At 46.7% G+C, this 25,462-nt stretch carries 19 protein-coding genes; 11 read left to right on the top strand and 8 right to left on the bottom strand.

Annotated elements, in window-relative coordinates; genetic code table 11:
• Nucleotides 1-219: 219 nt before the first annotated feature.
• The 5 genes from BM283_RS02135 to BM283_RS19815 all read left to right on the top strand — a co-directional run bounded on the left by BM283_RS02135 (nt 220) and on the right by BM283_RS19815 (nt 4,614).
• Nucleotides 220-759: a macro domain-containing protein gene (locus BM283_RS02135; RefSeq protein WP_217646410.1), complete on the top strand. Its 540-nt coding sequence runs from the start codon at nt 220-222 to the stop codon at nt 757-759.
• A gap of 305 nt (nt 760-1,064) precedes the next feature.
• Nucleotides 1,065-2,630: a c-type cytochrome gene (locus BM283_RS02130; RefSeq protein ID WP_090688644.1), complete on the top strand. Its 1,566-nt coding sequence runs from the start codon at nt 1,065-1,067 to the stop codon at nt 2,628-2,630.
• A 315-nt stretch (nt 2,631-2,945) separates the two neighbouring features.
• Complete coding sequence (locus tag BM283_RS02125) at nt 2,946-3,941, top strand: isoaspartyl peptidase/L-asparaginase family protein (RefSeq protein ID WP_254776095.1); 996 nt, start codon at nt 2,946-2,948, stop codon at nt 3,939-3,941.
• 175 nt (nt 3,942-4,116) lie between these two features.
• The gene (locus BM283_RS19820; protein ID WP_254776094.1) at nt 4,117-4,299 is read left to right on the top strand and encodes an NUDIX domain-containing protein; all 183 of its coding nucleotides are present in this window, start codon (nt 4,117-4,119) and stop codon (nt 4,297-4,299) included.
• A gap of 24 nt (nt 4,300-4,323) precedes the next feature.
• Complete coding sequence (locus BM283_RS19815; RefSeq protein WP_254776092.1) at nt 4,324-4,614, top strand: hypothetical protein; 291 nt, start codon at nt 4,324-4,326, stop codon at nt 4,612-4,614.
• Nucleotides 4,615-4,886: 272 nt separating this feature from the next.
• Here BM283_RS19815 and BM283_RS02115 read toward each other — a convergent pair whose 3' ends face one another.
• The 6 genes from BM283_RS02115 to uvrA all read right to left on the bottom strand — a co-directional run bounded on the left by BM283_RS02115 (nt 4,887) and on the right by uvrA (nt 12,238).
• Nucleotides 4,887-5,282: a hypothetical protein gene (locus BM283_RS02115; protein WP_090688636.1), complete on the bottom strand. Its 396-nt coding sequence runs from the start codon at nt 5,280-5,282 to the stop codon at nt 4,887-4,889.
• A gap of 163 nt (nt 5,283-5,445) precedes the next feature.
• Complete coding sequence (locus BM283_RS02110; RefSeq protein ID WP_090688633.1) at nt 5,446-6,141, bottom strand: SDR family oxidoreductase; 696 nt, start codon at nt 6,139-6,141, stop codon at nt 5,446-5,448.
• 36 nt (nt 6,142-6,177) lie between these two features.
• On the bottom strand, nt 6,178-6,357 hold the full coding sequence (locus tag BM283_RS02105; protein ID WP_139225168.1) for a hypothetical protein: 180 nt from the start codon (nt 6,355-6,357) through the stop codon (nt 6,178-6,180).
• A 459-nt stretch (nt 6,358-6,816) separates the two neighbouring features.
• Nucleotides 6,817-7,548, bottom strand: a complete 732-nt coding sequence (locus BM283_RS18565; RefSeq protein ID WP_175491997.1) for a hypothetical protein — start codon at nt 7,546-7,548, stop codon at nt 6,817-6,819.
• 569 nt (nt 7,549-8,117) lie between these two features.
• The gene (locus BM283_RS02090; RefSeq protein ID WP_090688619.1) at nt 8,118-9,389 is read right to left on the bottom strand and encodes a glycerate kinase type-2 family protein; all 1,272 of its coding nucleotides are present in this window, start codon (nt 9,387-9,389) and stop codon (nt 8,118-8,120) included.
• The gene (uvrA, locus tag BM283_RS02085) at nt 9,386-12,238 is read right to left on the bottom strand and encodes an excinuclease ABC subunit UvrA (RefSeq protein WP_090688616.1); all 2,853 of its coding nucleotides are present in this window, start codon (nt 12,236-12,238) and stop codon (nt 9,386-9,388) included. Before uvrA ends, BM283_RS02090 begins: the two co-directional genes overlap by 4 nt.
• Before the next feature lie 66 nt (nt 12,239-12,304).
• Between uvrA and BM283_RS02080 the strand changes: the two genes are divergently transcribed.
• From BM283_RS02080 to BM283_RS02055, 6 genes are all read left to right on the top strand, one after another.
• Nucleotides 12,305-13,690, top strand: a complete 1,386-nt coding sequence (locus BM283_RS02080; protein ID WP_254776091.1) for an MFS transporter — start codon at nt 12,305-12,307, stop codon at nt 13,688-13,690.
• Nucleotides 13,691-14,155 carry a single-stranded DNA-binding protein gene (gene ssb, locus BM283_RS02075; protein ID WP_090688614.1) on the top strand — a complete coding sequence of 155 codons (465 nt, stop codon included), beginning with the start codon at nt 13,691-13,693 and terminating at the stop codon, nt 14,153-14,155.
• Between the two features lie 170 nt (nt 14,156-14,325).
• On the top strand, nt 14,326-17,424 hold the full coding sequence (locus tag BM283_RS02070) for a type I restriction endonuclease subunit R (RefSeq protein WP_090688612.1): 3,099 nt from the start codon (nt 14,326-14,328) through the stop codon (nt 17,422-17,424).
• Nucleotides 17,418-19,052, top strand: a complete 1,635-nt coding sequence (locus BM283_RS02065) for an HsdM family class I SAM-dependent methyltransferase (RefSeq protein WP_090688610.1) — start codon at nt 17,418-17,420, stop codon at nt 19,050-19,052. The genes BM283_RS02070 and BM283_RS02065 overlap by 7 nt, the downstream gene beginning before the upstream one ends.
• A complete protein-coding gene (locus tag BM283_RS02060) occupies nt 19,045-20,307 on the top strand; it encodes a restriction endonuclease subunit S (protein WP_090688608.1) in 1,263 nt (420 codons plus the stop codon). Before BM283_RS02065 ends, BM283_RS02060 begins: the two co-directional genes overlap by 8 nt.
• A 919-nt stretch (nt 20,308-21,226) precedes the next feature.
• A complete protein-coding gene (locus BM283_RS02055; RefSeq protein WP_090688606.1) occupies nt 21,227-22,102 on the top strand; it encodes a c-type cytochrome in 876 nt (291 codons plus the stop codon).
• A gap of 66 nt (nt 22,103-22,168) precedes the next feature.
• Here BM283_RS02055 and BM283_RS02050 read toward each other — a convergent pair whose 3' ends face one another.
• Both BM283_RS02050 and BM283_RS02045 read right to left on the bottom strand, forming a co-directional pair.
• Nucleotides 22,169-24,259 carry an MtrB/PioB family decaheme-associated outer membrane protein gene (locus BM283_RS02050; protein WP_090688604.1) on the bottom strand — a complete coding sequence of 697 codons (2,091 nt, stop codon included), beginning with the start codon at nt 24,257-24,259 and terminating at the stop codon, nt 22,169-22,171.
• Nucleotides 24,260-24,279: 20 nt separating this feature from the next.
• A complete protein-coding gene (locus BM283_RS02045) occupies nt 24,280-25,161 on the bottom strand; it encodes a DmsE family decaheme c-type cytochrome (RefSeq protein WP_090688909.1) in 882 nt (293 codons plus the stop codon).
• Nucleotides 25,162-25,462 lie beyond the last annotated feature (301 nt).

Below are 25,462 nucleotides of genomic sequence, written 5' to 3'. Positions count from 1 at the left end.
ACGACTCAGCAGGTGGACAAAGAGTAAACTGCAACAGCTAGTCATTGAAGTGTAATACTATTTCCCAATCAAAAAAGGCGTAAAGGCGAGCCGCAGACAGTATCGATCATACGGTAAGATAAAGCCGGCAAAGCCAGTTTTGATTTAGCAATGGAATAAAAAGAGTAAAGCGGTTAAGGATATCAATTTACTCTAACCCAATGATGGGAGAAGTAATTTATGATTAAGCGTGAATTCTTCGGCGTAACGGTTGAGTGTGTTCAGGGGAATATTGCAGCTCAAGCTGATATGGATGCCATTGTTAACGCGGCTAACGCCATGTTGCAAATGGGAGGAGGGGTGGCAGGCGCGATTCATCGGGGAGCAGGCCCCGGCCTCGAAGAGGAATGCCGCAAGTTCGCACCTATTCTGCCTGGTCAGGCGGTCATAACCGGAGCACATAATCTACCAAACCGTTATGTTATTCATTGTCTTGGGCCAGTCTACGGTAAAGATGAGCCTTCTGATGAGTTGTTATCCTCTTGTTATCATAATGCGCTGCAATTGGCCGAGAATAATCGCATCCGATCTATTGCTTTTCCGGCAATCTCGACGGGCTTTTTTGGCTTTCCCTTGGAATTAGCTACCAGGATCGCCTTTCAGACAATTTTCAATATGCTTCCCAGGCTTTTGATGGTTAAGCATATCCGCTTTGTTTTGTTCAGTGATGCTGATCGGCAGTTATACGAGCAAATTCTTGACGAGTTCGAAGAAACATGATTAGGTATAAAGTATCGATGTTTATGAATTGAGAGGGAATAGTTAGAGATAACGCAGTATAGCAATATATTTATACCAATTGCGATTTGCAATTACACGCATACGGCTCATTTTTTAAAAACTATTCACTCGGGATAATAAACTATATCAAAATATTAAAGCATTACCAGATTGAAACGAGGCACAATTTTTCTGGAGAAGTTTAAACCTAACATTGTGGCATTTAACCATTCATTCATTCTATTGTTATAGGGTGGTCATTTTTTTATCCTTTGGTGGAAATGCCGTTTTTAAGGAGGACAGATATGAAAAAAATGCTATCAGCTATTACAGCGTACTTCATTACACTTCTTGTCCTTGGGACATGTTTTGCAGGAAACAGTCAAGATGTGGCCGAGGGACGCGACGTTTGGTTTAAGAGCACGTTCGGTGGTGAGCATTTCTTCAGTATTATTTTGCCTAACCCGCCTTTCAGTCTCCGTTTTGGTTTTGATCAAATGTTAACTACGCCACGAGATAACCGGTTCGACGAGTATGGGGTTATCAATGACCCAGATTGTACTCCAGGCGATGCATTGACCGGTTACCTCGATAAATGCGCTGATCCCGAGTCTACCGGTGTTATTGGGGTGCGCAAATTTCCCAATCCTTCCGGAGGGGCGCCCCTCATTGGGGTTACTTGTGCTGCTTGCCATGCGGGGTTTGATCCTGTGCGTCCTCCTGCAAACCCGAACCGTCCACAGCAGGAAAATATTCACCCCACTGTCGGTAATCAGTTTCTGCAGATCGGGAAAATCTTCAAAGGCCACCTTTCACCGCACGATCCCCGCTACCAGATTTTCTCCAGCTGGGCGCCAGGCACCGTAGATACCACCTTATTAGAAAACGATCACATCAATAATCCCGGGATGATTACGCCGATCTGGTCCGTGCCGGACCGTCCATTTTTTGATGTGACTATGAATGGCGAGCCTGCTCGTGTTCATCGCAACGGGCAGGGAGGAGAGGATGATATCGGTTGTGAGCAGGCAGCCATTCGGGTTTATTTCAACATAGGTATGTGTGCGGCAGAGTGCATGGTTGGGCACCTTGCTAATGGCCCTGGAGGAAGTCAGACGCCCATCGATCTTGCTGAGTGCAGGCAGGTATGTCCTGAGCTGCTGAAGGCAGAGGAGTCGGTAGGAAAACTCTGCGCCTTCCTGCAAACGCCTCGTCCTCCAAGTCTGGTGAATGCTCCGGAGGGTGCTAACTTTATCGACTGGAAGGTCGTTGGTACAGGCAAGAAAGTCTTTTCGCGCGCGTGTGCATCCTGTCACTCGGATGGAGACCGTTCTCTCAAGCACAACGTGCTCTCCGATGATTTGATGCATCCATTCTCGGAAATTGGTACGAACAGTTGCCGCGCCCGGACTACCAACTGGATGGCTGGACACATCTGGGCCGCTTTTTCCTCGGACCAATATAAGGAGCGGCCTACTGGCGGGCCAGGTTTCTACCGTGACATGCCCCTGGTTGGTATATGGGCAACAGCCCCGTTCTTCCACAATAATCGATTGGGCCGCCACCCTGGCGATCCGTCAGTCGCCAGCCTTATCACAGCTTATCAGGACGCGATGGATCTGTTGTTAAACCCTGACAAACGGGACGAACCCGGGTCGATCCAGCGGACTACCGACTTAGTGCAATTGCCAACTCCATCCGGTATTGTGACGCTACCAGTGGGAACGCCTATTGCCCAGTTCGCTCATATCGATCCCAACAGTGGTGCTAATCTCTGCCCGGATTTGATTGAAAATCAAGGGCATTATTTTGGTGTAGAACTTTCCAGCGAGGAGAAGCATGCTCTGACGGAGTTCTTGAAGACACGCTGACGTGGCGAGGCGGTGCTTAGACGAGCGGATTGGTTCAGGGCTGCCATGCAGCCCTGCCTGATACGGCAGGCAGGGCCGGCATGACGCTCGCCGATCTTTATGGAACCGCAGGGCAGTTCTCTGCAACGAGCGCAACACAGTATTTGTGTTTGCAGTGACATAAAATACACTTCGCAGCAGTCTTACCATTTTGGAGAATGAGAAAATCTCGAAGAGATTTCTATAAGAGATTTCTATAATCAAGTAGTCAATGGTAATTTTAGAATGATTCATGGATATTAAAAACAAGCTCAATACGTTTATCTTGGGAGAAAAATGGGAATTAACTCCGTAATGGCTGATATCTCACCCATCCGGTTGGTCATTCACGGTGGCGCTGGCGCTATTAAGCGTGGTAAGTTGAAAGCAGAACTCGAGCACGCTTACACACAGGCGCTCGCTCAATCCTTAATGGCGGGTTATGCGGTACTTGCAGCAGGTGGCAGCAGCATTGATGCTGTGATTGCGGCAATCGTGGTGATGGAAGATTGCCCCTTATTTAATGCTGGCAAAGGCTCGGTGTTCAGCCATACTGGCCGCAACGAACTGGAGGCATCGATTATGGAGGGCTCTACACTCATGGCTGGGGCTGTTGCTGCGGTCACAACAATCCGCAATCCGATCCTTGCTGCTCATGCCGTGATGACAAAAAGCACGCATGTGATGCTGATGGGCGAGGGCGCTGAAGCCTTTGCTGCTGAACAGGGCCTTGCGATCGTAGATCCATCTTATTTTTATACACAATTCCGCTGGGATCAGTTACAAAAAGCGATTGCCAAAGAACACGTACTGCGCGATCACGATGCTGGTGTACTATTGCCAGACGAGCATGAAAAGCGCGGTACGGTGGGTGCCGTGGCGCTGGATCGTCACGGTAATCTCGCTGCTGGTACATCAACGGGCGGACTCACGAACAAGCGTTTCGGACGCGTGGGAGATTCGCCGATCATTGGGGCCGGTACTTATGCGGACAATCGCTCGGTTGCAGTATCTGCCACTGGCACGGGAGAAATGTTCATTCGAGCGGCAGCTGCGTTCCATACGGCAGCACAGGTGCGATTACAGCATAAACCGATTGCCGATGCGGCCAATAATGTGCTAGCAGAAATTGCCGCCATGGGGGGTGATGGTGGCTTGATTGTGTTGGATGCAGAAGGCAATCATGCCATGTGCTTCAATACCATAGGAATGTACCGCGGCGTCATTGGTAGCGATGGCATCGCTCGGGTGGGTATTTTCCCGGGAGCCGAAACACCTACCCCGGAAAAGTAGTTATATAGAGGTTAATTTCTTTGATGCTGCCTTATCAAGTTTAGAATTTTGTTTCCTTTTTCTTTTCTCACCTTACATTTAATGGTGATATAGGTGCCTAAATATGCGTCTAGAAAGGCAGCAGAGATATAGATTTTGTTCTCGACATAATTAGTGAGTTTTGTAGAGTTAACTCATGAGCATTCAAAGTGCAGGTATTATTTTGTACCGCTTTATTGATGGCAAGCTTCAAGTCATGCTGGTTCATCCTGGCGGGCCTCACTGGGCGAAAAGGGAAGAGGGAGCATGGTCAATCCCAAAAGGGATATATGAAAAAGATGAAGATCCGCTCGCTGCGGCTAAACGAGAGTTTCGATAGGAAACAGGACATGAAGTAGACGGCATGTTTATTGACCTGGGTGAAATAAAACAGCCTAGTCGGAAAATAGTGCATGCATGGGCTCTAAAACATGATTTTGACATTTCAAACCTCGTAAGTAACCTGTTTAGCATGGAATGGCCACCCAGGAGCGGCAAAATTCAGCAGTTTTCTGAAGTCGATAGAGCGCGATGGTTTGAAGTACAGGAGGCTAAGAAGAAAATCCTGAAAGGGCAGCGACCATTTCTTGAAAGATTAATGCAACAACTTGACTACATACCGAAAAATACAGAAGTGGCGCATTATTTTGAGTAATAAAGTATTACGACCAAGCAAAACAATATACTTACCTAATTTGCTTAGCTTTTAGCCCTTAGCTATTAAAGTTTTATGATTAATTGGCCAGTAACGAAGAAGATCGCTGAAGAAATGGAGGGTGAAGCAGCCAGCAAATCAGCTCAGTATTGTCACTCATGGCACCATATGGCGAAAATAAAAGCTGCTATGAGAATGAGCACTTGATCTTTTTAGAGTTTATTTTTCGAATAAATTTGTAACCATATTTCAAATATTTTTGTTCTTCGATCTCATGATCGATCGCTCAAAAATAGCTTTTCGCCCACCAGTCTGATTTCCAAATGCTCTCCATGTAACGCCAGTACACTTTCATCAGCAAATTGCAAATATAATCGGCTACTCTGCTTTTGAGGATGAGTATGAGTCTGAGGTAGCGGAAGCGGGATCGGCTCATAATGTTTCCCGTTCAGCTCTAAATAACCCTCGATCACAGTATTGGGCAGTGGTGGTAACGGTACCTCAAGCTGAGCATGCTCCATAAGCATTATCACCTCCTGGCTCCAGACGACAGCCGGCTTGTGTTCCAAATGAATGTAGGTAAAGGGAAAATGTAGCTCTACTTTTTCATCCTGAAAACGAAGATGACTTACGCGTGATTCAAAAAGCTCCCAGATTCTGCCCATCATCACCACACCATTTTATGCATTAAAAATTACACCTCTTTTTTTCTATAACGCATGTATAAAGCATACAGCTTAACGCAAATTCCCTACGCCGTGGCGAGACAGGTCCGCCCAACTTAAACTACTCAAGCGGCTCAACAGATCATTCCTGGTACAGTTTGTCTTATTACCAAGGGATTTCGCTGCCATCATAGCGGAAGAAGCGACCGCTATCTGCCAAGGCAAAGGCGTCGACTAGAGCGCGCATCCCTTTGACGCTCTCTTGGGTAGTCAGTGGCGCATCCGGACCGCCCATCCGCGTTCGTACCCAACCGGGATGCAGCAATAATACTCCTATCTGCTGCGGTCTTAGCTCTAATGAAAATCCCTTCATGGTGGCATTCAACGCCGCTTTACTGGAGCGATAGTAGTAACTACCGGGACTTTCGATCTCGGCAATGGAGCCCATGTGGCTACTGATTGCAACAATTAAACGCTTTTGACTATGACGCAAATGATCAAGGAACGTGCGGCTCACGCGCAATGCGCTCATCGTATTCACGCAGAAAGTGTGGGACCAGGCTGCATAATCAATGTCCTGCTCTGGCTGAATGTATTTCTCGAAATAAACTCCCGCATTGTTGATCAAGAGATCGATAGGATAGTCCGCAAGTTCTCTTGCCAAGGCGCCAATTTGATCGGAATCGGTGACATCCAGCCGATGTATGGTTAAGGTATTGTGTTCGATTTCCAGCTGTTGCAATTCTTCCGCTTGTGCAGGAAATCGGCAAGTGGCGAAAACCCGCCAACCTGTCGCCGCATACTGACGGCACCACTCCAAGCCGAGTCCGCGATTACTACCGGTAATTAGAATGTTTGGCATAATAGCGATGACCTTCTGCAATTAAAGTAAAGTGCATCAAGCAATCCCTTCTGGAACGTCCCAATAGCGTTTCGTCTTGATATCTCTGTAAGCGTCTATGATCATAATAACTTTTCCGATCTTTTTGAGATTGTCAAGCTCAACGATATCGACGATATAAAAGTTTGCTAATATGGCATAGCTTTCTTTTAACACCAATTGGGTGTGTTGTGTCATGGTTTGCCATTTCATATCTTCGAAACAATGACAGTCCTATTTGAGGATATCCTGTTATATGGAGATCAACCTGTGATTCGCATTGCACGCCATAAGTGTTTTCTTGGTAATACTACGTATTAATTGGATATTCGAGAGAAAGCGAAGTTTCCTAATTGTGCTATGCCGGTGAAGAATTAAGCAGATGATAGAGCTATGTATAGGACCATGCCTCATATTTGACATTCTTTTTCTTTTCCGCTGATTTTATGTGCGGCTCACCAGCGCCAGGCTCACACCAAAATGCTTGCTTTAGTCATATATAATAAGTATTGCCAGCATCAATATATTTTTTGTCATTAAATCTCTATCGATCGGAATATATGAAATGTCTATACACAATAATTTTTTTGGGTTATAAAAAAAGCCCGCATATTTCTTGCGGGCTATCTAGAACATATGCTACATATGTTGATTTAATTAAACCAAATTGAATATCTCCAGATGGGTAGTAATTTCGCTAGCAGATACACCAACTAACGTAATCGATGAATTCCCATCCGTGAATTCAAAGGTAAAGCTATTATTGATCTGGGAAACATGAGTAAAGGACAGGTTCATATCTGCACCAGCATGAATATCACCGAGTTGGAAGGGTAGATGGTCATTATTAATCTGAATAATGTGATCACCAAGCCCACCAAGATTGATGATGTCATCACCATAGCCACCAACTAGAGAATCACTACCATAGCCACCACTATCAAGCTGATGCAAAGCAGGAATTTCATAATCTTCCACATCAATATTTAAATATTGAGAATGCTCTGAGCTTTCTAAATATTGTAAATGCTGTGAATTTCCTGTGTATTCTAAATACTCAACATCTTTCGATTGGTTAAGATATTCTAAATGTGCATCAACCTTATGACCATGATCTGGAGTATGATCCTTTAAAAGCTGATCTAATATCTCTTTAAGATTTAGAGTGTTTTGTTCATTATGTCCATTCCCATTCCCATTCCCATTCCCATTCCCATGCCCATTTCCATGTCCATTTCCGTGTCCATTTCCATGCCCATTACCATGTCCATTCCCATTCCCATTCCCATTTCCATTTCCATGTCCATTCCCATGCCCATTTCCATGTCCATTTCCGTGTCCATTTCCATGCCCATTTCCGTGTCCACCACCTAATGAATCATGTCCCATTATTTAAAAACTCCTTCGATTGAATTGATAAATACGCATGAATGTTATTAATTAAATCGATGCATATGGTATATGATATTCACATAAAGCTTCATGAGAACTATCATTAACTCGACCTGACAGTTCAGCAATCTGCTTCGAACTGGAGTGATATTGCTGGAACAACTCCCTCGCACCTAATTACATTCAATTATTCAGCGCTCTTCAGAATTTCATTGCATAAAATAGACGGTAACTTCCTTGCTCGTTTAATTTTTGCAACTAAATCTGTTTTAGTTATCGGCACTTGGTGAAAAAAGCTTAATTGATTTTGTAGCTGCAGTGATTAGTAGAAACGATACAAGCGGCCTCATCGCTTGAAAAATAAGAAGATTAATTTCATTTTCATATAAAAAATGACTAATAGGTGATATGCGTAAAGTATAGAGATAATGCGTCAAGTTGAAACCGACAAAGTCAGGTTTGATTTAGAAATAGAATGAGAACTTCAATAGAATCATCTTGAATAAAGCTGGCACTTCATTTCGCCGAACCAGTAAGTTACCGGCCATGGAATAGATAGAAAATCTCTATAAGATCAAAACCACTCGATAGTCATTCACATTAGTGCGAGTAGGCCCAGTGATGAGCAGGTCATTGAGTTGTTCAAAAAAGGTATAGGCATCATTGTTATTTAGCAGGGGATTGGGATTGAGACCAAGCTGATGAGCACGAGTGAGCGAATCGGGAGTGAGGATAGCGCCAGCGTTTTGTTCTGTGCCGTCGATGCCATCGGTGTCACAGGCAAGTGCATAGACTTGTTTCAGTCCATCCAATGCAATGGCGAGCGAGAGTAAAAATTCGGTATTACGCCCACCTCGGCCATGGCCTTTGGCCGTTACAGTGGTTTCTCCACCTGAGATTAATGCTACGGGTGGTTTAAACGGATTACCGTAATGGCGGATTTCTTTTGCCATAGCCGCATATACTTTGGCCACTTCCCTGGCTTCTCCGGTGACGGTATCGCCCAGCATCAGCGGCGTGATGTGGTGCGTGCGAAAGAAACGCTCAGCGGCTGCGAGTGATTGGTGTGCCGTGGCAATAACGCAATTTTTTACCTTTCTAAAAATGGGATCACCCGGTTTGGGAGTTTCTTCTTCGCTATGCTGACTTTTATTCTGCAGAATATTCATGACATGAGGAGAAGCGCGGATGGCATAATGTTTGATCACGGCGAGCGCGTCGGCATAAGTAGTGGGATCAGGCGCACAAGGGCCTGAGGCAATATGCGTCGGTTCGTCTCCGGTGACATCGGAAATAATCAAGCAATGGCTCGGCGCACGGCAAGCAGCAGCCAGTCTGCCCCCCAGTACGGCGGATAGATGTTTGCGCACCGTATTAATTTCCTGGATCGATGCACCGCAAAGCAGCAGTTGTCGAGTGATATCCTTAAGTTCACCCATCGAGACGCCTGTCATCGGCAACGATAACAGGCTGGAGCCACCGCCACTGAACAAACCGAGCAGCAAATCGTTGGTGTCGAGTGCCTGCACGCGTGCCAGAATCGCTCGTGTGGCCAGTTCACCATGCTGGTCAGGTAACGGGTGACCTGCTTCGATGACTGCTATTTTACGGGTAGGCAGGCCATGACCATAGCGTGTGATGACAATGCCTTCTAAATGCGCTTTCGCTGGCCAATGCGCTTCTACTGCCTGCGCCATGGCTGCGGCAGCCTTGCCTGCTCCCACTACTAAGGTCTTTCCTTTGGGTTGACTCGGCAAATGAGTCGGGACGATTTTTAGCGGATCAGCTGCATCTAGCGCTGCCTGGAAACTGTTGAGCAACAGTTCGCGTGGGTTCAAGCATTTACCTCTGTGCTTTTCTTTTTACTCGCGGCAGCAAGCATCGGTTTTAAATATTCGCCAGTGACACTGGCCGGGTTTTGCGCGATATCTTCCGGTGTACCTTCGGCAATGATCTGGCCGCCGCCATGACCCCCTTCTGGCCCAAGATCGATGACCCAATCCGCGGTCTTAATCACATCGAGGTTATGTTCAATCACGACAACGGTATTGCCATGGTCACGCAGCCGGTGCAGCACCTTTAGCAGGAGATCAATATCCTGGAAATGAAGACCGGTAGTAGGCTCATCAAGGATATAAAGCGTGCGGCCGGTATCACGCTTGGACAGTTCCAGTGACAGTTTTACACGCTGCGCTTCCCCGCCTGAGAGCGTGGTAGCCGATTGTCCGAGTGTGATATAGCCCAATCCAACATCCAGTAAGGTTTGCAGTTTACGCGCGACCACCGGCACGGACTCAAAGAATGCAAAAGCATTTTCCACAGTCATCTGCAGGATTTCGTAGATGTTTCTGCCTTTGTATTGGATCTCCAGTGTTTCCCGGTTATAACGCTTGCCATGACAGACGTCGCAGGCGACATAGATATCTGGCAAGAAATGCATCTCTACCTTGATGACGCCATCCCCCTGACAGGCTTCGCAACGTCCTCCTTTGACGTTGAACGAAAAACGCCCAGGATTATAGCCGCGCTCGCGTGCCTGCGGGACACCGGCAAACAGTTCACGAATCGGCGTAAACAAGCCCGTATAAGTAGCCGGGTTAGAGCGTGGGGTACGGCCAATCGGTGTCTGATCCATATTGATCACCTTATCAAAAAAGGCCATGCCTTCAAGCTCCTGATAAGGCGCAGGCTCCGTGCTGCTGCCATAGAGATGTTGCGCCACAGCGCAATATAGCGTGTCATTGATCAGCGTGGATTTGCCTGAACCCGACACCCCGGTAATACAGACCAGCAGGCCAACAGGCAAGTTGAGATCGGTATTCTTTAGATTGTTGCCAGATGCACCGGTGATTCTCAGCATACGTTCAGGATTGGGGGAAGTGCGGCTTGGTGGCACCTCGATGGCTAATCGGCCTGAAAGGTAGCGACCAGTCAGCGAGGAGGCGTTTTGCTGAATGTCTGCCGGGGTGCCTTGCGCAATAACATCGCCACCATGTTCACCAGCGCCAGGTCCCATATCGATCACATGGTCGGCCAGCTGAATGGCATCCTGATCATGTTCCACCACGATCACGCTATTGCCGAGATTGCGCAGGTGCTGCAGCGTTTCCAATAAGCGGCCATTGTCGCGCTGATGCAGTCCGATCGAAGGTTCATCCAGTACATACATCACACCTGTCAGGCCAGAGCCAATTTGACTCGCCAGGCGGATACGCTGGGATTCTCCGCCCGATAAGGTATCAGCAGAGCGGTCGAGCGACAGATAGTCGAGTCCGACATTGTTGAGAAATTGCAGGCGGGTGGCGATTTCCCGTATGATTCGTTCCGCAATTGCCTGTCTGTGTCCAGCCAGCGTTAGCTCATCGAAGAACCATTTCGCTTGCTTGAGCGGCCATGCACTGATTTCATAGATAGCTTTTCCATTGACCTGCACATGCCGTGCTTCACGGCACAAGCGCGTCCCTTCGCAATCCGGGCAAGCGCGCGAGTTGATGAATTTCGCTAATTCCTCGCGCACGGTTTGTGAATCGGTTTCCTTATAACGGCGCGTCAGACTGGGAATGACGCCCTCAAAAGCATGTGTTTGCTGATAGGGTCGACCACTTTCATTGAGGTAAGAAAATTTAATTTTTTCCTTGCCGGAACCATGCAGGATGATGTGCTGGATTTTTTCGTCCAATTGCTGGAAGGGCGTTTCCAGATCAAAATCATAATGCCTGGCCAGTGCCATCAGCATCTGGAAATAAAACTGGTTACGCCTGTCCCAATGTTTGATCGCGCCGGAAGCAAGGGATAAATGCGGGAAGGCAACGATCCGTTCAGGATCAAAGAAGGTAATCTGTCCCAGCCCATCGCATTTGGGGCAGGCGCCGACCGGGTTATTGAAGGAGAACAAGCGGGGTTCCAGCTCCGATAAGGCATAGTTGCATACCGGGCAACTGAATTTGGCGGAAAACAGATGCTCCTTGCCGCTTTCCATCTCTACAGCCAGGGCGCGGCCATCAGCATGACGCAAGGCGGTCTCAAACGATTCCGCCAATCGCTGCTTGGCATCAGGCGATATTTTCAACCGGTCAATGACCACTTCGATGGTATGCTTCTTGTTTTTTTCCAGTTTTGGCAGATTGTCGATTTCATACGTTTCTCCATCGAGCCGCACGCGCACAAATCCTTGCGCACGCAGTTCGTCGAATAGATCGAGTTGCTCTCCTTTGCGCCCGACCACGCTCGGCGCCAGTATCATCAGTTTGGTGCCTTCCGGCAATAGCAGTGCCTGGTCCACCATTTGCGAGACACTCTGGGCGGACAGGGTAATGCCGTGCTCCGGGCACTGCGGCTCGCCCACGCGCGCAAACAGCAAGCGCAGGTAATCATGGATTTCAGTGACGGTGCCAACCGTTGAGCGTGGATTATGTGAAGTGGCTTTCTGTTCGATGGCGATGGCAGGGGATAATCCCTCGATCAGGTCGACATCGGGTTTTTCCATCAGTTGTAGAAACTGCCGCGCATAGGCGGATAGCGATTCGACATAGCGGCGCTGTCCTTCCGCATACAGGGTATCAAATGCGAGCGAGGACTTACCTGAGCCGGATAAGCCGGTTATCACCACGAGTTTATTGCGTGGGATATCGAGGTTGATATTTTTGAGGTTATGGGTGCGTGCCCCGCGAATCTTAATCAGTTCCATCAGCTACCTAAGTATGGGTCAACCTGCTAATATACCTAACTTTCCAGTTTTCTCACAATCTGATTCATGTCTGCATTATCAACTTCCGAAAAAATGTCTCCGGTAGAAAAGCGCGCCTCCATCGGCCTGGCCGGTGTGTATGGATTGCGCATGTTTGGACTATTCATTATTTTGCCCGTTTTTGCGCTATTTGCAGAACATCTTCCCGGTGGGGATAATTACACGCTGGTGGGGATCGCATTGGGTGCTTACGGACTGACCCAGGCGATTTTGCAAATCCCGTTTGGCTGGATGTCTGATCGCATCGGACGTAAGCCTGTTATTTATTTAGGGCTAGTGCTGTTCGCCATCGGTAGTTTTATGGCCGCGACTGCCCTTGATATTTATTGGGTCATTGCCGGTCGTGTCATTCAGGGCGCAGGCGCGATTTCTGCAGCGGTTATGGCGCTTGCCGCCGATCTGACTCGCGAAGAGCACCGCACCAAAGCCATGGCCATGATCGGTATGACTATTGGTGCTACCTTTGCACTTTCACTGATGCTGGCGCCTTTGCTGAACCAATGGATCGGCGTACCGGGTATTTTCATTATGACAGGTATCTTAGCGATCGCGGCGATTGTAGTTGTTAACAAAATGATCCCTGATCCTGTCATCAGCCGTTTTCATTCCGATACGGAAGTATCCACCGGACGCTTTGCCGATGTTCTGCGTGATCCGCAATTATTGCGCCTGAACTATGGTATTTTTGCGTTACATGCCGTATTGATGGCGCTCTGGCTGGTCGTGCCACTGTCACTACGTGATGCGGGGCTGGCGGCGGAGCAACATTGGCAGATTTATCTGCCGGTACTGGTTTTATCGGTGGTACTGATGGTGCCTGCCATTATCTACGGGGAAAAGAAAGCCAAACTCAAACTCATCTTCGTTGCCGCAGTCGTCCTGCTACTGGCGGGGCAAATTTTACTGGCGCTCATGCATCAATCCTTATGGGGAACCGCAGTGGCACTACTGGTGTTTTTTACGGCTTTCAACCTGCTGGAAGCCAGCCTGCCTTCACTTATTTCAAAAATCGCACCGGTTGGCGCGAAAGGAACGGCCATTGGAGTCTACAGCAGTACCCAGTTTCTGGGTGCATTTGTTGGCGCAAGTGTGGGGGGGTATTTTTATCAGCATTACGGCATGGATGCGATTGCCGCCTTCTGCGCATTATTGCTGGTTACCTGGTTGTATCTGGCAGCTACCATGAAAGCACCTGCAGCAGTGCGCTCCAAAATGTATCATGTTGAACAGATGGATGCGGCTCAAGCCAGTGGACTGTCGCGTGAACTGGCAGCATTGCCCGGCGTTTATGAAGCGCTGGTATTGGCCAATGAACAGGTGGCTTATCTAAAAGTCGACCTCAAGGGGTTTGATGAAGAAAAAGTTGTCCAATTATTGAAGGGGAGTGCATAAATGGCATCAATTAATAAAGTTATCCTGATCGGAAACCTGGGACGGGATCCGGAAGTACGTTATATGCCAAGCGGTGACGCCATGGCCAATTTGAATATTGCTACCACCGATACCTGGAAAGATAAAGGTGGAGAAAAGCAAGAGCGAACCGAATGGCATCGCGTGGTGATGTTTGGCAAGCAAGCTGAGATTGCGGGTGAATACCTCAAAAAGGGCTCTCAGGTTTATATTGAAGGGCGCTTGCAGACACGTAAATGGACGGATAAATCTAATATTGAGCGATATACCACTGAGATTGTCGCTGATCGTATGCAAATGTTAGGTGGCCGCGCAGCTGGCGCCAGCTTCGAATCTGCTGATAGGGAAGGGGAATACAATAGCAGTGCGAGCTACGCTAATAAACCTGCTAACTATAATAAGACAGGTAGCGGGTTTGACGATCTGGAAGATGATATTCCGTTTTAGAATACACCGAAATTATTTTAGTAACCAAAAACCCAGAGTGTTTCTTATCTGGGTTTTTTATTGCTTATAGAGATAAGCCATTACTACGCCGAGCCTATTAATAATTTAAGAGGTAGCAGATAAGGCAAATAATGAAATTGAGGGTGATTTAATTTCTTTTAAAGATTTTCATGAAGTTCACAGAAGATACGCGCGTCAAAATCCCTGTCATCTTGCATTTAATTCGTCTGGGTTACCAATATCTGTCGCTTAAAGACCAGCATTGGGGCTTGGAAACCAATATATTTCCAGCGCTATTCAAAACTGCGATTGGCAAGATCAACCCCGGCTTGGAAGAGGCCGATATTGACCGTTTGCTGGAAGATATGAAACTGGCGTTAGATAATGAGGATTTAGGCCAGGCTTTCCACGAGAGGCTCATCGCCCGCTCAGGTATCAAGCTGATCGACTTTGAGAATTTCAACAACAACAGCTTTCATGTCGTAACCGAACTCACTTACCAAAACGGCGATGAGGAGTTCAGACCCGATATCATCCTGCTCGTCAACGGTATGCCGCTGGTGTTTATCGAAGTTAAAAAGCCCTATAATCGCGAGGGTATACTGGCGGAGCGCGATCGGATCAATAAACGTTTCCAAAATTCAAAATTCAGGCGTTTTGTAAATATCATCCAGTTCATGATCTTCTCTAATAACATGGAATACAATGAGGGTGAGGTTCAACCCATCCAAGGCGCATTCTATGCCAGCCCGTCTTACCAAGAGCCCAAATTCAACTATTTTCGCGAAGAAGAAATCTTAAATCTCACGGCCTTACTCAAGCCGTTATCGGATGAAACCGAACTGAACGTGCTGAAAGATAACAACCTTGAAGTCATCCGCAGCAATCCTGAGTTCATCACCAACAAAGACCCCAATCGGCCGACTAATCGCATCTGCACTTCATTGCTGAGCCGCGAGCGGCTTGCTTTCGTTTTACGTTACACCTTGGTCTACGTGTTTGAAACCGATGGCTTGCAAAAGCACATCATGCGGTATCCGCAGTTATTCGCCACCAAAGCCATCGAGCACAAGCTAAACGAGGGAGGCAAAAAAGGCATTATCTGGCACACGCAGGGCAGCGGTAAGACTGCACTTGCCTACTATAATGTGCGCTTTTTAACCGATTACTTCCAGCGACGGCACATCATCCCCAAATTTTATTTCATCGTCGACCGGCTCGACCTGCTAATTCAGGCGCACCGCGAATTCACCAGCCGCGGCTTGACTGTGCACACGATTGATTCGCGCGAGGCATTCAGCCGGGACATCAAAGTCACGCAAGTCATTCACAACCACTCCGGCAAGCCGGAGATTACGGTGGTCAACATTCAAAAATTCAAAGATGATCCTGATGTCGTATCCACTAAAGACTACGCTATCGCCATTCAGCGCGTTTACTTTTTGGATGAAGTACACCGCAGCTACAATCCTAGAGGGAGCTTCCTGGCTAATCTGGATCAGTCGGATCGCAACGCGATCAAAATTGGCCTCACCGGAACGCCACTGCTGGGTGATGACTACAACTCACGTGCACTATTTGGCGACTATATCCACAAGTATTACTACAATGCCTCTATTGCCGACGGTTATACCTTGCGGCTGATCCGGGAAGAAATCGCGACCCATTATAAAATCACGCTACAACAAGCACTGGCAGAAGTCGAAGTGCAACAAGGCGACATCGACAAAAAATTGGTCTATGCCCATTCCACCTTTGTTGAACCGATGCTCGATTACATCATCACCGATTTCGAAAAAAGCCGTGGCGCACTCAGTGATGCCAGCATTGGTGGCATGGTAATCTGTGACAGCTCGGAACAAGCTAAACAGATGTTTGAAATATTCAACACGAAGTATGCCAAAAGCCCCATGCCGGCAGCAGCACAAGTTAAAGACGCCCTCTATGCGAAAGCAGCCCAACCAGAAAGTGCTTATCGATTCCAGCGCAAACAAAGCAATCGAGTGAGATCCGCGGCTTTGATTTTGCACGATGTCGGCACCAAGGCGGCGCGCAAAGACTGGGTGGAAGAGTTCAAGGCCGGCAAAATCGACTTTCTGTTTGTCTACAATATGCTGCTCACCGGCTTTGATGCCAAGCGCTTGAAAAAGCTTTACCTGGGCCGTGTCATCCGCAAACACAACCTACTGCAAGCCTTGACGCGGGTCAACCGTACCTACAAAGGCTTCCGCTATGGCTATGTAGTGGATTTTGCCGACATTCGCCAGGAGTTCGATGCGACTAATAAGGCTTATTTTGACGAATTGCAAGCCGAGCTTGGCGATGAGATGGAGCATTACTCCAAGCTGTTCAAATCGCAGGCCGAAATCGCCACTGAGATTGAGCATATCAAGGACGTGTTGTTCCGTTTTAATATTGAAAATGCCGAAGTGTTTTCGCAGCAGCTCAGCGAATTACAAGACCGGGAGACCGTGCTGGCGTTGAAAAAAGCGCTGGCTGACGCCAAAAATCTGTACAATTTGATTCGCTTGCAAGGAGAATATGCTTATTTGGAACGGCTGGATTTCCCAAAACTCAATCTGCTGTATCGGGAAACCAGTAACCATCTTGACTTGCTCAATCTCAAAGAGACCCTCGAGCAAGGAGCCGGTACCGCTAACTTATTGAATGTGGCGCTGGAAGAGGTGATCTTCAAGTTCACTAAAATCGGCGAAGAAGAACTGGTGCTGGCCGATAAGCTGAAGAACACCCTGCGCCGCACCCGTGAAGCGCTGGCCAGCAATTTTGACCAGCAAGATCCCATGTTCGTTATGTTGAAGGAAGAACTGGAACGGCTATTCAAGAAAAAGAATCTGTCAGAAGTCACTCAAGAAGAAATGAATGCCAACATCGATGCCCTGAATAAGATTCACGAGCGCATCAAAGAGCTCAATCGCCAGGACAACCAGCTGCGTCAGAAATATCAGGGCGATGCCAAATATACCCGCATTCATAAACGGCTAACCGAGCGCGGCAGTATTTCCGATTCAGAGCGTAAAATCTTCGAGGCTCTGATTGGTGTCAAGCAGGATGCCGACGAGCAAGTATTGCAAAACACCCAGATTCTCGACAATGAAAGTTATTTTGAGCGGGTCATGATGCCGCTGGTTATCCACCGCTTTATGAAACAACAACAAATCAAACTCAATCCCGACGCCTCGCGCTATATCAATCAGCTGGTCGTCGCGGAATATTTGCAAGAATTTAATACCGGAGCACGTGCGTGGTAGAACTTGAGTTCCAACAAAAAACCAAAACCCTGATCGACAGCCTGAAAAGCATCTGCGCCAACTATGGCTTGGGCAACGATGGCAACGAGTTCAAAATCATCACCCAAACCTTTCTCTACAAATTTTTAAACGACAAATTCGCGTTTGAGGCCAAGCAAATCGACCCATCTATCGCCACAGCGGAGAAATGGGAAGAAGCCTTGGCTGCACTGAGTGAAGACGATCTGGAAATGCTACAATTGCAAATGGGAGCGGATACCGCACGGTTGAAGTCGAACCATTTCATCAGCTACCTGTTCAGCCAGCAGAACGCGCCGGATTTCGCCAAACTGTTCGATGATACTTTGATGGATATCGCCATCAGCAACAACGACGTGTTCTCAGTTAAAACCGACGGCGGCGCCAAGGTGGTGCTGTTCGACCAGCTCAGTCAATACATTGCCGACGAATTCAAACGCGATGCCTTCTGCCGCGCGATCATCAACAAACTGGTGGAGTTTAGCTTCGAGCGCATCTTCAACCAAAAATTCGACTTCTACGCCACGATTTTCGAATACTTGATCAAGGACTACAACAGCAACAGCGGTGGCAAATACGCGGAATACTATACGCCGCATGCGGTCGCCCGCATCATGGCGGCAATTCTGGTGCCCAGGGAACAGCAAGGCAAAATCAAAAATGTCAGTTGCTATGATCCGTCCGCCGGCTCCGGCACTTTGTTGATGAACGTGGCCCATGCCATCGGCGAAAACCGTTGCAGCATATACACCCAGGACATTTCGCAAAAGTCATCCAACCTGCTGCGCCTCAACCTGATCCTGAATAACCTGGTGCATTCCATTCCCAACGTGATTCAGGGCAACACCCTGCTGCACCCGTACCATAAGGATGGCAACGAGCTGAAGCGTTTCGATTACATCGTCTCCAATCCACCATTCAAGATGGATTTCAGCGATTACCGCGACGAGCTGGACACCAAGACTAGCAAGGAGCGCTTCTTTGCTGGCATCCCGAAGGTCAAAGCTAAGGCCACGGACAAGATGGAAATCTACCAATTGTTCCTGCAGCACATCATTACATCGCTCAAGCCCGGCGGCAAGGCAGCGGTGGTGGTGCCGACTGGCTTCATCACCGCCCAAGCCGGCATCGACAAAGGCATCCGCGAACATCTGGTCAAACACAAAATGCTGGCCGGTGTGGTGTCGATGCCGAGCAACATCTTCGCGACCACGGGCACTAATGTGTCCATTCTGTTTATCGATGCCAGCAATCAGGGTGATGTAGTGCTGATCGATGCCTCGAGTCTGGGTGAGAAAATCAAGGACGGTAAAAACCAGAAAACTGTGCTAACGATGGTAGAAGAGCAGCGCATCATCGATGTGTTCAATGCCAAGCGGCAGGAGGAGGATTTTTCGGTGGCGGTCACTTATGAGCAAATCGCAGCCAAGAATTACTCGCTCAGCGCCGGTCAGTATTTTGATGTCAAGATTGACTATGTGGACATCACGCCGGAACAGTTTGCCACCAAGATGAAAGGGTTTAGCGATAATTTGGAGAGTTTATTCAGCCAGTCGCGGGAATTAGAGGTGGAGATTAAAAAGCAGTTGGCAAGTTTAAATTATGAGTAAATGGGTCAAAGGAAAAATAGGAGAAATTTTAACTCTTCAAAGAGGGTTTGATATTACAAAGAAAACACAAATGGATGGTTTATATCCGGTAGTATCCTCTAGTGGAGTTACTAGCTATCATAATGAATTCAAAGTAAAAGGACCGGGTGTAGTAATTGGCCGAAAAGGTACTTTGGGTACGGCATTTTACATTGAATCTGATTTTTGGCCTCACGATACGAGTCTTTGGGTAAAAGACTTCAAAGGTAACGATCCGAAATATATTTTTTATTATTTGAAAGCTCTTCCGCTCGCGCAACTTGATTCTGGTTCAGCTAATCCCACTTTGAATCGGAATTTTGTTCATCAAATCGACACTTTCAAGCCTGCTTTGGAAGATCAAATAAAGATTGCTAATCTTCTGTCGTCACTAGACGCTAAAATCGAGCTTAACAACCGCAACAATGCCGAGCTGGAAGCAGTGGCGAAGACCTTGTACGATTATTGGTTTGTGCAGTTTGACTTTCCCTTCGACTTCGCTCCCTGCCCTGAGCAGCGCCGAAGGGAGGGCAAGCCCTTCTCAAATGGCAAGCCCGACGCCAACAGCAAACCCTATAAAAGCTCCGGTGGCAAAATGGTATACAACCCAACTCTGAAGCGAGAAATACCGGAGGGATGGATTGAAGGGACATTAGAAGACCTAGGGCAGATAGTCGGCGGAAGCACGCCATCGACAACAGAAACTGATAATTTTTGTAGAAATGGCACTCACTGGATTACACCAAACGACCTTTCTGATAATCAAGGAAAGAAATTTATAACCCGAGGGGCAACAGATGTCAGTGAGGTCGGAATCAAGTCTGCTAAACTTAAAAAATATCCAAAGGGGACTGTTTTATTGAGTTCGAGAGCGCCAATAGGTTACATGGCCATTGCTCGGAATGAACTTACGACAAATCAAGGTTTTAAGTCATTTGTCCCAAATAAAGAATATTCCTCAGCCTTTATCTATTACACAGTAAACAGTAGCTTGAAGACAATCACCCAGTATGCTTCCGGTTCAACCTTTAAGGAAGTATCGGCCAGTGTTCTTAAAACAGTAAAGATCGCACTCCCGCCGAAGAATGTATCTGAAAAATATACAGCAGCAGTATCCGCTATTTTTACGAGGCAAGATATTTTAGAGCAGGAAAATGAAAAGTTAGTGGCTCTACGCGACTGGCTGCTCCCCATGCTCATGAATGGTCAGGTCACGGTTCAATCAGTAATGGAATGAGCATAAGCTGTCAGGCAGAGTTTACAACAGCTGGCAAAATTTTACCCTCAAAGACTTGGTAGTGGTCTATCGCAAGCCGAAATCCAAAGCGGTGACGAACTTATGCAACCTTGTCATGGAGTCGGTAATCAGCCGGTATCAATTATATAATGCGCCATGGTATTGTCATTCTGACGTAGGCTGGAGATTCGGACTTTTATAAACCATTGCTGTTAATTACCAGGCACCAGGAACCAGGTGGAGGTTCAGTTTGTAATATAATTCTAAGCTTGAAGAGAAAGCTTTCCATAAAATTTACTGTTAAAGGTAAATTCATATGGATGGTATTCAAAAATTGCGAACCAAGTAGTAGATCATTTTAAGCAGGATCTCACTGCTGAGGTGTTGAATAGCTTATCGCCTTCTGATTTTGACAGGCTACTGTTCTGATCAGAGATGTGCTTTCGCGGGATAGGGAAGAGGTAACTGATCAGCTGGAGGCGTTAGCGCAAAATAAAAGAAAATATAGAGGAGTTTGATTTAGGGCTATCGCTTTAGGCAGAAGGATGAAAAAATTGCCGGGGGCGAAGGAACAGTATGCCTTTTAATAGAAGTAAGTACGGTAAAGTACAAGCAACCGTTTTCATTCCTTGGAATTAGTTCATTTGAATGAAGCTGATCGGCAGTGTTCTCGTTCAGTTTGTATCAAGTTTTATTCAGCTAGCCGTTTTCATAATCTGCTATCTTCTTTTTAAGCATTGACAGATATATCTTGCGATGTGTTTGTCAAAAGAGCAGGTCAAAAAAATTACTTACTTCTAATGAATTGAGCACCTAAAGATATTATTTGCTGATGTGTCGGCGTACATTGTATTTTAGTCTAAATCTATCAGAAGAATAAAGGATAGGTAGCTTAACTAAAATCATGAGGTAGAACAAAATGAGAAATCTTTGCTATTGCGGATTCATGCTTGTTGTTGTGTACGTGGTGATGGGTTTAACCAACTTGGCATTTGCCCGAGGCAGTGCGATTAATACGAAGATTGAATTTAAAAACAAGGGTGAGATCGTTCGAATCCTGCATTTGGAAGAATTCGCAGCGATTGCATCTGAGCGCTTTCTCAAAATTTATGAGCCACATGAAAAAAGAATACGTACTTACCAAGTTTATTCAGCACGGTCACTTTTTGATCATATTTTTGGCAAAAACTGGAGAGAGGCAGAAGAGATCGTTTTTCTCTGTGCAGATGGTTACCAGCCAAGCATTCCCGTAGCAAAGTTTCTTGCATATGACGCCTATTTTGCTTTTGCTAGCGCAGATGATTCACCGTTTACGCTGGAAAACGTCTTGCAGAATAATGAAACGGTTAAATTAGAGCCGTTATACCTGGTATGGGATAGTCTGAAGTCAACTGAATTACGCGAAGAAGGCGCGGCTGACATGCCTTATCAGATAAAAGAGATTGAACTGGCCTCTTTTGCCACCCGTTTTCCAGCACTTTTTCCGCCAGCCAATGCATCCCAGCAAGTACAGCAAGGCTTTCTCCATTTTCGCAAGCACTGCATTGCCTGTCATACCATCAATGGTCAAGGTGGCGGCAAGGCGCCTGAATTAAATTATCCGCTGAGTGTGACCGAGTATATCCAACCAGAATATCTGAAACGCTGGATTGATAATCCATCCAGCATCCGCTATAACACGACCATGCCGCCACTGACAGCCGAGATTCCAGCGCGGGAAAAGGTGATAGAAGAACTCATCGCTTATCTGAAAGCGATAAGTACGGTAAAACGCATACCAGGCGCCATACCCTAACTTGTCATCCTGGAACTTTCTAGCCAGCAGATTTATCCAGCTGGCCAGTTTTCTTTCTGCGTTGAATTATTGCCAATTTATATAGGCAGAAATGCCAAGAAAATTGACCCATTGCCTTTGATCTTGGCTTAAACGAGTGCCATCGGTATAAGTCCATCCGCTCCAGGTCCACTCGTTCGTTTTAAAATAATCCAGAATATAATCCAAGCGAAGGCCTAGATTTTTTTGTAAGGCATATCTTGCAAATAAATTCCATCTACCTTGTTTGAATTTAATATCGGGTACCGGCGTATTACCGGGACAACATTCAACTTCAGTGATTGATTGTTTAAACTTGTCAGTTATTTCAGAGTAAGTAATGTTGGTGCCGATATCGAGTTTCTCATGGGGTTTGCCATTTACGCCAACGCCAAATGAAGTGCTTGAATTTTCCAGCTTAACAGACCAGGGGACGCGCGGCGCAGGTGTTCTGGAATTCTGATCGATTTGTGTTTCGTTTCTTGAGAACCATGCATTTGCTTGCAAATTTTCGGAAAATGTATAAACAGCATCCAGCGAGTAGTTTCGTGCCATACCTTTTTTTATACCAAAGCCTGAGTTATTGCGGTCGCCATTATAATCGTCCCATGAGTGGTCTACCGCGGCTTGCACGGATAGAGGCTCAAAAGGCTCCCAATTAAGCAATAACCGCACTTTGTCCCGATTGCGATCAGCGAGATTGATCGGCGCGATCAGGTTAAAGAATGGTTGGCCTGTTGCTGTGGTGTTGGTTAAAAAATGTGAACCCCAGCGGTCACTGTGTATATATGAGAGGGTTCCTGTCAAAGTTTCTGCCATTGTGCGCCTTAATTCTACGCGTCCGGATAGTTCGTCGGTACTATTTCGATGGCCTGTTGTTTGAGGTGTTCCAGTCCGATCCCAGTGCTCATAATCAATACCACCAATCAGACGCAAATTCATTGGCAATGCGTAGTTCGCCTCAAATTTATTGGTAAAGGTCCTGAAAGAACGTGGGGTGTTAAATCCAGTCCAACGGTTTCCATTTAAATCAACATTAAAGGCATTCGGATTGTAAAGAAAAACTGGCGTTTTATCCTCACGATCTTCATAGCGGAAATTTGCCAGTAAGTTAAGCTTGGATAACGGCCGGGAAGTAAGGGCTGCTTGCACTAATGTGGTGTCCACTTTGCCATGCAGATCACTCGGAGTGCCAGGAGCTGCAAGCTGGGTTGGAAAGAAGCCATCTGTTTGACTTGCTATCGTATAGGAAGCCTTGAATGTACCCCGTGTATGGGGATTAAAGGAATACCCACCAGATAAAAACGCCTGGTGGGCTTGATTGTCGGGGGGTAGTGCAATAGGAGTAAATAAGGCAGGGGCAAAAATTCCGCCTACACTGCTGCCGCCAGTAGTGGTCAAGGCTTTATTTTTGTTTTCAAACAGTGTTCCATAGTAACCTCCGGATAACTGGAGATCTTTGCCGTTATAATTGAGTGTGGCACCAAAAATACGCGTGGTGTAATTAATAGGCTCAGGAAGGAATTCATAACCACCTACTGCAGTGGGTCCAGGCGGGCCTAACCGATTGCCTCGTCCGAATATGCGGGCGCCATCTTTATCTTCATTCTTGAAATGGAGTTGCAGTTCAAAATTTGCAGGCAGGAATTTATTAATACCAAATGCAAAAGATTCTCGTTCGGTTTTAAGATGCTCAGGGCCTCCGGCAGTGGGAGTAGTGGGAACCTGCAGATGGGAGCTGCCGATGCCTCCAACTGCAGTATTGGCTGTGAAGGGTTCATACCGTGGTGTCTGGCTGAATTCAAAAAAGTAACCCCAATTACCTTGTCTGCTATGTTCAAGCCGGATATCCCGGTTCTTGAAACCCAGATTACGACCTTGTAGCTTAAACCAGGTGCCGGTATCATCATTTCTTCTTATTATGTCGAGATTGAAAATACCGTAAAAACCATCATCACGTAAGCCATTAAATTGACCAAAGCGGGCATTATCATTGAATAGATAGCCTGCGCCAAAATTAATGGTGCTCTGTGGCTTAGTCAGCCGTTTAATATTCTCATCCTGTTCTGCCCAAACCGAGCTGGCTATGATCAGCAAGGTAGCGGCAACCTTGATCTGAAAAGAAAAAGGTAGTTTCATGTTGCTGTTTCTCCTGGTAATTAGCGTTGAAAGAGTCCATTATTGCGAACATTTTCTGGGTTATTGCTGCCATGAATGTTGGTGTGGCAGTTCATACAACCTCTTGCGAGTGTATTTCTCGCATAAGCTCCTGTGATCGTTCCGAGGGAACTCTGGTGAGTATTGGGTTCATGGCATTCCTGGCAAAGGAAAGGTGAACGCACTTTGAGCAAGTTAGGTGCTGTTGTGCCGTGCGGGTTATGGCAGATTGCACAATTTTCCTGGGCAGGTGGATGGTTATAAATGAAGGGTCCGCGCTTTTCCATGTGACAGGTAAAACAAGTTTCATTGACGCTATCGCGCACTGTCATGCTCGGACCAGCTGAGCCGTGCGGATTATGGCAGTCTGAGCACACCACTTTTCCTTCTCGAATGGGATGGCGGGAAGGACGGTTAATCTGGGCGCGTTGCTCCTTATGGCACGTGAAGCATGTTTCTGATTGAGTCATTTTGTCACGGACTCTATCTCGGTCGGTATGAATCTGATGACAAGAAGTGCATGCTATATCCCGGTTCGCATGAGCACTGCCTATCCAATTCATGCGTTTACCCCCTTGATGGCAGTCTAAACATGCCTGATCCCTCTCCAAAACAGGGGTCGTCGAATTCTTCCCGAAGGTGCGTGATGGTGGTGGCGGCATCGCATCGTCGTTATTCATATGCTGATCACTCTCTCCATGACAGCTTGTACAAGTTGGAGTACGACTATCAGCCACAGTCCCATGTTTGGTTTTGCCAATGGCAAACACAGGATAATCGCTGGTCTCGTCATGGCATTTTGTGCATTTTCCATCACCCCGGAGAACGATGTCTGGGGCTTCTCCCTCAGAATCATCTTCTTCCTGCGCTATTGCATTTGGCATAATGCATAGCAAGAGAATTAACAATACGAGTCGTAACATTACGGAGTTTAATTTCTTAAAATCATTTGGCATGATCCAAGCCCTCATTAAATTAAATAAGATTGATATTTCTTGTGTGGGGGTTAAGCGCAACCGCTAGAAAAAGTTAATTTGCTTTTAAAGGCAGTCTTTATCTGTGAGGTTTCTCACCTCAACAGGGCTATAGATTTGTAAAGGTAAAAAAAGCACACTTTCTAAACCCTGAGGTGGCCAGACAAGCTTGTAACTACTGAAATAAATTTGTGGCAATAACGTTGATTAA

It is taken from the genome of Nitrosomonas sp. Nm34, from assembly GCF_900113925.1.
Classification (GTDB): Bacteria; Pseudomonadota; Gammaproteobacteria; order Burkholderiales; family Nitrosomonadaceae; genus Nitrosomonas.
The sequence above is the reverse complement of the archived record's forward strand: the minus strand, read 5'-3'. Positions and strand labels throughout refer to the sequence as shown.

Excerpts from the sequence above, each read along its gene's own strand:
- BM283_RS02135 (WP_217646410.1), top strand. The coding sequence starts at position 220 with ATGATTAAGCGTGAATTCTTCGGCGTAACGGTTGAGTGTGTTCAGGGG.
- BM283_RS02130 (WP_090688644.1), top strand. The coding sequence starts at position 1,065 with ATGAAAAAAATGCTATCAGCTATTACAGCGTACTTCATTACACTTCTT.
- BM283_RS02125 (WP_254776095.1), top strand. The coding sequence starts at position 2,946 with ATGGGAATTAACTCCGTAATGGCTGATATCTCACCCATCCGGTTGGTC.
- BM283_RS19820 (WP_254776094.1), top strand. The coding sequence starts at position 4,117 with ATGAGCATTCAAAGTGCAGGTATTATTTTGTACCGCTTTATTGATGGC.
- BM283_RS19815 (WP_254776092.1), top strand. The coding sequence starts at position 4,324 with ATGTTTATTGACCTGGGTGAAATAAAACAGCCTAGTCGGAAAATAGTG.
- BM283_RS02115 (WP_090688636.1), bottom strand. The coding sequence starts at position 5,282 with ATGATGGGCAGAATCTGGGAGCTTTTTGAATCACGCGTAAGTCATCTT.
- BM283_RS02110 (WP_090688633.1), bottom strand. The coding sequence starts at position 6,141 with ATGCCAAACATTCTAATTACCGGTAGTAATCGCGGACTCGGCTTGGAG.
- BM283_RS02105 (WP_139225168.1), bottom strand. The coding sequence starts at position 6,357 with ATGACACAACACACCCAATTGGTGTTAAAAGAAAGCTATGCCATATTA.
- BM283_RS18565 (WP_175491997.1), bottom strand. The coding sequence starts at position 7,548 with ATGGGACATGATTCATTAGGTGGTGGACACGGAAATGGGCATGGAAAT.
- uvrA (WP_090688616.1), bottom strand. The coding sequence starts at position 12,238 with ATGGAACTGATTAAGATTCGCGGGGCACGCACCCATAACCTCAAAAAT.
- BM283_RS02080 (WP_254776091.1), top strand. The coding sequence starts at position 12,305 with ATGTCTGCATTATCAACTTCCGAAAAAATGTCTCCGGTAGAAAAGCGC.
- ssb (WP_090688614.1), top strand. The coding sequence starts at position 13,691 with ATGGCATCAATTAATAAAGTTATCCTGATCGGAAACCTGGGACGGGAT.
- BM283_RS02070 (WP_090688612.1), top strand. The coding sequence starts at position 14,326 with ATGAAGTTCACAGAAGATACGCGCGTCAAAATCCCTGTCATCTTGCAT.
- BM283_RS02060 (WP_090688608.1), top strand. The coding sequence starts at position 19,045 with ATGAGTAAATGGGTCAAAGGAAAAATAGGAGAAATTTTAACTCTTCAA.
- BM283_RS02055 (WP_090688606.1), top strand. The coding sequence starts at position 21,227 with ATGAGAAATCTTTGCTATTGCGGATTCATGCTTGTTGTTGTGTACGTG.
- BM283_RS02050 (WP_090688604.1), bottom strand. The coding sequence starts at position 24,259 with ATGAAACTACCTTTTTCTTTTCAGATCAAGGTTGCCGCTACCTTGCTG.
- BM283_RS02045 (WP_090688909.1), bottom strand. The coding sequence starts at position 25,161 with ATGCCAAATGCAATAGCGCAGGAAGAAGATGATTCTGAGGGAGAAGCC.